This window comes from Acaricomes phytoseiuli DSM 14247, assembly GCF_000376245.1.
GTDB classification, from domain to species: Bacteria; Actinomycetota; Actinomycetes; order Actinomycetales; family Micrococcaceae; genus Renibacterium; species Renibacterium phytoseiuli.
This window is the reverse complement of sequence record NZ_AQXM01000017.1, coordinates 1-5,943: the sequence shown is the minus strand read 5'-3', so window position 1 is coordinate 5,943 and position 5,943 is coordinate 1. Positions and strand designations below refer to the sequence as shown.

The 5,943-nt window shown below is 59.1% G+C and carries 7 protein-coding genes; 4 read left to right on the top strand and 3 right to left on the bottom strand.

Features of this window, described 5'->3' with window-relative positions:
* On the top strand, window positions 1-256 hold a 256-nt coding region (locus tag C501_RS0100275; protein WP_018133642.1), incomplete at its 5' end, for an integrase core domain-containing protein.
* A gap of 205 nt (window positions 257-461) precedes the next feature.
* Here the strand turns inward: C501_RS0100275 and C501_RS0100270 are convergent.
* The gene (locus C501_RS0100270; RefSeq protein WP_018133641.1) at window positions 462-809 is read right to left on the bottom strand and encodes a trypsin-like serine protease; all 348 of its coding nucleotides are present in this window, start codon (window positions 807-809) and stop codon (window positions 462-464) included.
* 158 nt (window positions 810-967) lie between these two features.
* On the bottom strand, window positions 968-1,417 hold the full coding sequence (locus C501_RS0100265) for a pyridoxamine 5'-phosphate oxidase family protein (protein WP_018133640.1): 450 nt from the start codon (window positions 1,415-1,417) through the stop codon (window positions 968-970).
* Between the two features lie 491 nt (window positions 1,418-1,908).
* Between C501_RS0100265 and C501_RS0100260 the strand changes: the two genes are divergently transcribed.
* On the top strand, window positions 1,909-3,501 hold the full coding sequence (locus C501_RS0100260) for an AlbA family DNA-binding domain-containing protein (protein WP_083906473.1): 1,593 nt from the start codon (window positions 1,909-1,911) through the stop codon (window positions 3,499-3,501).
* Between the two features lie 161 nt (window positions 3,502-3,662).
* Entirely contained in the window at window positions 3,663-4,310 is a 648-nt protein-coding gene (locus C501_RS0100255; RefSeq protein WP_018133638.1) for a leucine-rich repeat domain-containing protein, read from the top strand.
* A gap of 15 nt (window positions 4,311-4,325) precedes the next feature.
* On the opposite strand, the gene C501_RS11900 is transcribed toward C501_RS0100255, so the two are convergent.
* Window positions 4,326-5,546 (bottom strand): site-specific integrase, encoded by a 1,221-nt coding sequence (locus tag C501_RS11900; RefSeq protein WP_018133637.1) that lies wholly within the window; start codon window positions 5,544-5,546, stop codon window positions 4,326-4,328.
* 133 nt (window positions 5,547-5,679) lie between these two features.
* Here C501_RS11900 and C501_RS14460 point away from each other — a divergent pair.
* On the top strand, window positions 5,680-5,943 hold a 264-nt coding region (locus tag C501_RS14460; protein ID WP_211206313.1), incomplete at its 3' end, for a hypothetical protein.

Here is a 5,943-nt window from a genome sequence, read left to right as displayed (position 1 = left end):
CCTGAAGAACAACGGCCTTATCGGCTCCATGGGCCGGTCCTACGGAGCTGGCGATAACGCGAGCATGGAGAGTTTCTTCAGCCTGCTTCAGAAGAACGTGCTCAACACGAGATGCTGGAACACTCGCGCTGACCTCCGCCTCGCGATCGTTTCCTGGATCGAAACGAAGTACAACCGAAGACGCCGGCAACGCGGCCTCGGCAAACTCACTCCCGTAGAGTTTGAGACGATCTACACGGACGCGAAAGCGGCCTGATCACCCCAAACCCCAACTGTCAACCAAACCCGGGGCAGACCCCAGTACTGACTGGTGAATCCTGTGACTTGGACGCGAGCGGTCTTCAGTTGGGCAGAACCGGGGCGGTTGAGGCCCTCTCGGCCCCAGCCGTAGATATCTCCGGCAGTGCCGGCAACGGGCTGGCTGGAACCGATGGTGGCGTAAGTGCCCTGATACGGCTGGCTCAGTTCGGCCAGGAAACCGTGCGCCGGACGCCGATCGTGGCTCCTTGGCCGACGTTGGTGCTGCCGAGCTTGAAAGTCATGGAACTGGCAGGATTGCCTTCGACGCAGTGCTTAGCCGTGAGCACCCAGGTCGCGGAAATAATGGAAGCGGAGCAATTGAAGCTCCCGTTGACGAACTGCTGCGCCGCGAACGGCGCCTGCCTGAAGTCAGCTGTGGTGCCGCCGACGATTTCAGGGCTGGGGGTATCGGTTGCGGGGGTCGCAAGAGCGGTTACTGATCCCGCCAGGCTCAGTGCTGCAGCTGCGCCAACGGCAGCGAATAATCGGGTCAGTTTCACCTTCATCATGGATCTCCTTGGTTCCGTGGATTAGCCAGCTCGCATCGCGGTTGGATATTCCCGCGATGGAGCTTCCAGTCAAGAAGAAGATCCTGCTAATGACCTGACAGTTAGCTGTTGAAAAGCGCAAAACCATCAGGCGCCGGGGCAGCGGCACCGACGTCGGCTCAGTCCGGGTAGTGCTGCGTGGCTGGTAGCCGGATCGGGAAGCGTCTGCCGGTGATCGAGACCGGCTCGATGCGAATAAAGGCAGATTTGGCGCCGGCCTGCCAGGAGAGCAAGGGGAGTGCAGCGGTATCAAGCAGATCGAGAGTATTGGTGACCAGAGTTGCACGGCCCTTGAGGACGACTGACCACGCGATAGTGCCGTAAGCATTGAAACCATCGGCTTCCAGGGCGATGGTGATTGGGTTCAAGATATTTTCCAGCACTCCGCCCAGATCTGTTCTTAGCACGATCGAACCATGATCCACGGTGAAGTTCACTGGAATGATCTCTACCCCTTGGTCGGTGCAGAAGGCGATTCTGGCTACCTCGCCCTCACGCAATAACGACCAGCAGACGTGCTCTGGAAGGTACTCGGTGCTGTGGTCATCGGTTTTCTTCATGGCGGGCATATCAGTCAGCCTCCTCCTGGTCACATCATCGTCGAGAGCGGAGAGCCCCAGCTCTCACATCCATTCTTCTACAGCCTGTAGAAAAATGGAAGTGAGAGCTTGAGCCTTTCGGAGAATAGAAGAGTCGGCGAACCACGCAGCCATTCGGCTGCCACTGGTGATGTGGGCTGCTCCTGCTGGCGTTCTTCTACTGGAACCCATCCAAGGCCAAACTTATGTTGTGAGTACCAAAAACCCCTGCCACCAACAGTTCCTGTTTAGTAGTAGTGGTGAGATCCTGCGGGCTGTCACCGTGGCTGAATGATCCATGGCGCGGACAATCCTGCCTTGGAGATGGGCGATTGATTCATCTCCTGCAATACGCAGACTAGTACTGGTAACCGTGCGTATTCGATTCCAAACTATTCTGTTCTAGCTATTCCGCTTAGGTGTCCCGGGAGCGCTATTGGCTTGGCGGCTCCGGACGCTCTTACGGACGCTAGGATCGACGCATGACTGAGAGCACATCCGGTTCGCTAGGCCCTTTTCCGCCGTTTGCCTATGACGGCCAGGTGGGAGAGGAAAAGCTCGGTGAACTCCTCGCGGTGGGGGCCGAACTTCCATCTTTGGATTTCAAGAAGGAATTGAACCTCCGCGATCCCGGGAAAAAGCTCGATTTCGTCAAAGATTGTGCGGCCATGATGAATCTGCCGCGGGGTGGTTACCTGGTCATTGGTGCCAACGATGATGGAAGCCCGGCCAAGGGATACGAAGAACCCACGAAGGAAATGTTCGACTCTGCCGCGCTGACTCAGATAGTAAAGGGATATGTCGATGCCCCGGTCGACATTCGTGCTCAGGTGCACACGCTTCAACTGGGAGAGCAAGCGGCAACGATGGCCGTGATTTATGTAGCACCGCCCGTGGATGGAATCCCCGCGGCTATGTCCAAGACCGGGACGCTGCCCAGCAAGACGGGCGGCAAATTTAACCATCACTTTCACGAAGGAACCGTCTTTACCCGGGAAGGCACGGTCAACGTGGTGGTGAGCCACAGGACGTGGGGCCAGGTCCTGGAGAACTTCCGTGCCCAGCAGCGGGCTGAGTCCCGTCAGGACGTCGACGCCTTGATCCACCGCACAGTCCAAATGTTGGGCTCTGCCGCCTCCCCGCGCCAGATTGTCCCGGACCTGGCCATGGACGCGGCTACGTTCACTGAAGCTGTACGGACGTCCCTCACAGAGGGCAATGAACGGGTTATTCGGAGATTCCTGCTCAAAGCTAAGAATGCCTACCGCAACAGCGTTGATGACAGCACGAGGACAGGCACTCTGGACAGAATCGCCGGTGTGGCCGCTGAAGCCCTAGCCATACGCGAGCTCCCAGTACTGACGCACGCCATGGACACTCTCTTCGAGCTTTATAAGGATCAACTCCAGGACCCGGCGAGTACCGGCGGCAAACAGGGAGCACCGGCGAAATGGCTTGAGATCACTGTCCGCGTCATGGCCATCGGAGCGGCCGCTGTCAGATGCGGGATGTATGAAGCCATCCCGACGATAGTGTTGCGACGAATAGGAGACGAGACGTATTCCTACCGATCCTGGATCCGGCACGGCCTGACCGAGGCGTCGCGGGCGGGCATGCTTGTTCGTTCGGATGCATCCCCCAAGGGCGGAAATCTTATTGCGATTGCAGCTGACCTGCTCCAGGATCGCCCCGAGTTGCGTCCCGACGTCGAGTTCCTAAGCGATAACGGTTCGTCCGAGGCCTTCCTCGATTCACTATGCCAGTTTGATTTCTTGTGGTGCTGTCTGTCCCTCGCTGCTGCAGAGAAGAACAGTTCGGCGGCGTACTACCCAAGCTGTTCCGCCTATCACCAGCACCGGGTAATGCCGATTGTTCTGCTTCTCGATAACGATGCCCAGATTAGGGACGCGATTTTCGTTCACATTCTCGCCCAGGACATTGCAGATGCGATCATGGTTGTCACCGAGAGCGCACACGAGCAATCGTTCAACTACGGCGGATGGTGGGACGGTGCCCGCGCCCTTCACCGTATGAATTGGATCGGCCAGAACTCCACCGGCAACGTGACTATCTAACGGCGCGAGACCGAAATTCCTCAATCTTTCAGCCTCCAAGACGTCCTGCCATAACGCGTACTGGCAACTATGCATATTCGTATTGGTACTAATCTCCGCTGACAAGACCTACGCAACGCCGCAGTGCGGTGATTCACGGGGCTTTGCGACATACTCGGGTCATGGCTGCTCAACAAAGTTCCGCTCAATCTGCTGCCAAGTGGCGCTCGGAGCATCACGTCTGGATCGACCATTCCTCGCTCAAGTTATCGGATGCCGAGTGGCTCTCCGGTGTCCGGGGCCTGACGCTCTGGGCGGTCAAGATCCCTGAGGGCCTTTTGCCGTCTCTGTCACAGCTGGAGTGGTTGGACATCCGAGGGGGCTCCGGAACGTCGATCGACGTGGTCAATGGTTGCCAGAACTTGACCTACCTCGCAGTCAACCAGATCCGCGGTCTGCATGATCTGTCTGCTCTAGGTGCGCAAACAAACCTCCGGCTGCTGAGCCTCTATGGACTGCCCCAAGTGCGGACTCTTCCCTCACTCGCTAACCTTCTGCATCTCAAACGACTGGAGATCGGATCGATGAAGGGGTTCACTGGCTTGGGTCCGCTTCTAGAGGCGCCCTATCTGGAGGAATTATTGCGTTCCAAAGCGGTGGCTTTGACTAGTACCGATCCGCAGGCAATCGCTGCCCACCCTTCAATCCAGGCCTTTGAGTGGTTTGCGGGAGATGTTCCGGTAAAGACGTGGGCTCCGATCGTTGATCGAATCGGGCGGCCAAAAGCAAGAGCTTTGAGTGCTTCGGATTGGTTCGATCAGAATCGCTGATCCCGCCCTATCCAGCTAGTTTCCTTCGGTAGAAGCCTGTTGATCAATATTCAGGAATGCAGGAATGGCTGGCGTGTAGCGGGACCAGGGTTCTGCCGCGGCTGCAGCGTGCTTTTGCGTGACTTGGTAGCTGTAGCCGAGCATTTCTGCCACGAGCGGTGCCGGGACTTCTTTGACGAGCCCGCGCAGGGATGCGTTGCGTGCGCCCAGGAGATCGATGCCGACTTCCCTAAGACGAACCATGAGAGTGTTGGGGTGGATGTGCTGCCCGGGCCGGTATCCGGGGAACAGCCATTCGCTGCCTGAGCTGCTGCCGGTGCGCATGTTGGGGCGTGAGGCCACGTGTTCTATGAGCAGTGAGGCGAAAGGTTCCGGCACTGGCGCTGGATCTCCGTCGCCGAGTGACAGACGCAGGCCATCTGGCGTGAGCATCACGTCGGTGCTTTTCATCGCGGCGATCTTCACGACTGGCTGGGCGTAGAGCAGGAGGAGAGTGGCGGCGACCCGGTAGGGCAGGGTGTCGACGTCCTCGGTGAGGCAGGCTTTGAGCATGGCGAGCCGCTGACCCTGGGTGAGAACTGGCACGGTCTTGGCCTGCCGGAATCCGATGCTGATGTTGGTGCAGGTGCGATTCTTAAGCGCCCAGACGAAGAAGGTTCTGATGGCATGCCTGGTGGTGGGGCCTTCGGCCAGCCAGGCGTCGACGTCGGCCTGGACGCAGGAGGTAACGGTCCGTCCGTGGGTGGTTTTGAGCCAGGTGAGGAACTTAATGGTTTCGGTGATTTCCTGCTTCGCGCTGTGCACGGGGCCGCGGGTGGGTTTGCCGTCTGTGGACAGGCTCCTGATGCGTCGCAGGTGATGCCATCGGCCGAAGGATTCAACGGGCCGCCTAATGTCGGGGTCGTCGACGTCGTCGAGCTTATTGGTGAGCCAGCGTTGAAAGAGTGCGAGGTAGTGGTCTCTGTTCGGGAGTAGCTTGTGGTGGGTTAGCAGGCTGCGCATATGCTCGACGCGCAGGCTGTTCGGCTCAATATCGAGCGCTTCGTGGCTGAGCGGGATCTCGCCGGTGGCGAGTCGTTGGAGCAGGTCGCGAACACCGGGTTTGCGGAGCCAGGTGTGGATGCTTTCAGGGCGCTGGGCTCCGCAGAGTGCTGCGAGCAGTTTCGTCGCCGTCGTTTCCGACCCCTGTGATGCCTCGTTGACGTGCAGCAGGACGGTGAGGTCGTCCCGCAGCAAGCAGCGGGCGCAAATATTCTGGCGGTAGTGCTCGGTTTCCGTGCCGCAGCGTGAGCAGTGGTAGTCCTGGGTGATGCCTGCGCAGTCGACACAGACTGGTTGGTCGCCGTGGGAAAGAGACCTCCCGGGAAGCATGCGATGTGTTCGGCAGCCTGGGCAGGTCCCGTGCGTGCGCATGGCGACGGTGAAGCAGGTCCCGCAGATCCTGCCTTCGGGCCAGCTGGCGCGGTGTCTGCCGGCTGCCCGTGAGCATCTGTCGCAGGTGAAGTCTCCTGTGGTGCGGGGTCGGCCTCGGACGACCAGCCGCGGTGTGATCTCAGCCGTCATCGCGGATCACGCGGGCGCGTTTGGGGCGGATCGTCTTGTTCAGGTCCACGACGTTGGCGTCGGAGGCGAC

Excerpts from the sequence above, each read along its gene's own strand:
- C501_RS0100270 (WP_018133641.1), bottom strand. The coding sequence starts at position 809 with ATGATGAAGGTGAAACTGACCCGATTATTCGCTGCCGTTGGCGCAGCT.
- C501_RS0100265 (WP_018133640.1), bottom strand. The coding sequence starts at position 1,417 with ATGCCCGCCATGAAGAAAACCGATGACCACAGCACCGAGTACCTTCCA.
- C501_RS0100260 (WP_083906473.1), top strand. The coding sequence starts at position 1,909 with ATGACTGAGAGCACATCCGGTTCGCTAGGCCCTTTTCCGCCGTTTGCC.
- C501_RS0100255 (WP_018133638.1), top strand. The coding sequence starts at position 3,663 with ATGGCTGCTCAACAAAGTTCCGCTCAATCTGCTGCCAAGTGGCGCTCG.